This window comes from Actinomyces provencensis (assembly GCF_900155435.1).
Lineage (GTDB): Bacteria > Actinomycetota > Actinomycetes > Actinomycetales > Actinomycetaceae > Pauljensenia > Pauljensenia provencensis.
This window is the reverse complement of the sequence record NZ_LT700212.1, coordinates 1,690-3,595: the sequence shown is the minus strand read 5'-3', so window position 1 is coordinate 3,595 and position 1,906 is coordinate 1,690. Positions and strand designations below refer to the sequence as shown.

Below are 1,906 nucleotides of genomic sequence, written 5' to 3'. Positions count from 1 at the left end.
AGCTACCGGTTAGCACAGTGACTTCAGCATTGGACGGTTGGTAGGCGGTACCAGAATATCAACTGGTCATCCATCGACTACGCCTGTCGGCCTCGCCTTAGGACCCGACTAACCCAGGGCGGATAAACCTGGCCCTGGAACCCTTGGTCAATCGGCGCTGGGGATTCCCACCCCAGAATCGCTACTCATGCCTGCATTCTCACTCCCACGCACTCCACCAAGGGTCACCCCCAGGCTTCACCACACGCAGGACGCTCCCCTACCCACCCACACCACCACCCAGCACATCAAGGCGCTGAGAGTGTCAATGTGTGAGTGCCACGGCTTCGGCGGTACACTTGAGCCCCGCTACATTGTCGGCGCGGAACCACTTGACCAGTGAGCTATTACGCACTCTTTCAAGGATGGCTGCTTCTAAGCCAACCTCCTGGTTGTCACCGCGATCCCACATCCTTTCCCACTTAGCGTACGCTTAGGGGCCTTAGCCGATGATCTGGGCTGTTTCCCTCTCGACTACGAAGCTTATCCCCCGCAGTCTCACTGCCATGCTCAACCTACCGGCATTCGGAGTTTGGCTGGCGTCAGTAACCCAACGGGCCCATCAACCATCCAGTAGCTCTACCTCCGGCAGGCAACACACAACGCTGCACCTAAATGCATTTCGGGGAGAACCAGCTATCACGGAGTTTGATTGGCCTTTCACCCCTACCCACAGCTCATCCCCCAGGTTTTCAACCCTGGTGGGTGCGGTCCTCCACGACGTCTTACCATCGCTTCAACCTGGCCATGGGTAGATCACCCCGCTTCGGGTCCAGAACACGCGACAAACGCCATATTTCAGACTCGCTTTCGCTACGCATCCCCCACACGGGTTAAGCACGCCACGCATCACTGACTCGCAGGCTCATTCTTCAAAAGGCACGCCGTCACCCCTCAAGGCTCCGACGGCTTGACAGCGTCCGGTTTCAGGCACTATTTCACTCCCCTCCCGGGGTACTTTTCACCATTCCCTCACGGTACTATGCACTATCGGTCACCAAGTAGTATTTAGGCTTACCAGGTGGTCCTGGCAGATTCACACGAGATTCCACGAGCCCCGCGCTACTCGGGCACCCACCCAGAAACACACACCATGCAGCTGCCTACGCGACTCTCACGCACTCCGGTCGACCATCCCAGGCCACTCGACAACCACACAACACACGCTCCCCACCCCCGGCAGAGGATGATCAGGTGAGCCCCACAACACCGCGCACGCAACGCCCGCCGACTATCACACGCACACGGTTTAGCCTCCTCCGCTTTCGCTCGCCACTACTCACGGAATATCTTCTCCTACGGGTACTGAGATGTTTCACTTCCCCGCGTTCCCCCCACCACCCTATGAATTCAGGTGACAGTGACTGGGCATGACCCCAGCCGGGTTCCCCCATTCGGAAATCCTCGGATCAACACTCGCTCGCCAACTCCCCGAGGCATATCGCAGGCCGCAACGTCCTTCATCAGCTCTTGGTGCCAAGGCATCCACCGAACGCCAAAACAACTAAACAAAACCACAGAACTTAAAGATGCTCACAACCACTATACAGTTCACAAACAACCCACCACACCCACACCCCAACCACACACGGCCAGGACACGGGCAGGCACACACACCCAACCAACAAACCCCCCACACCCCACACAACAACCCCCCCACAAGGAAGAGGCCACCACGCAGGACACGGGAAGCCAGGTGTTGAGCGTGAACCCGACAGCGTGCTTGTCCCTCTGATGCCCAACCAACCTCAACGGCATCCACCCCACCACCCCAAGCGGGCAGCGATACGCGAACACCCAGCCCCACACCCACCCACACCCCAGGGCCCGAAGACCCCAGACAGTGCGGCACGTGCCAGACCCCAAA

Annotated in this window: 1 rRNA gene (cut by a window edge); it reads right to left on the bottom strand. The window is 58.7% G+C overall.

Annotated features, from left to right (window positions below):
• A 23S ribosomal RNA gene (locus BQ9890_RS00010) occupies positions 1 to 1,553 on the bottom strand (it extends 1,305 nt beyond the left edge of the window).
• Positions 1,554 to 1,906 lie beyond the last annotated feature (353 nt).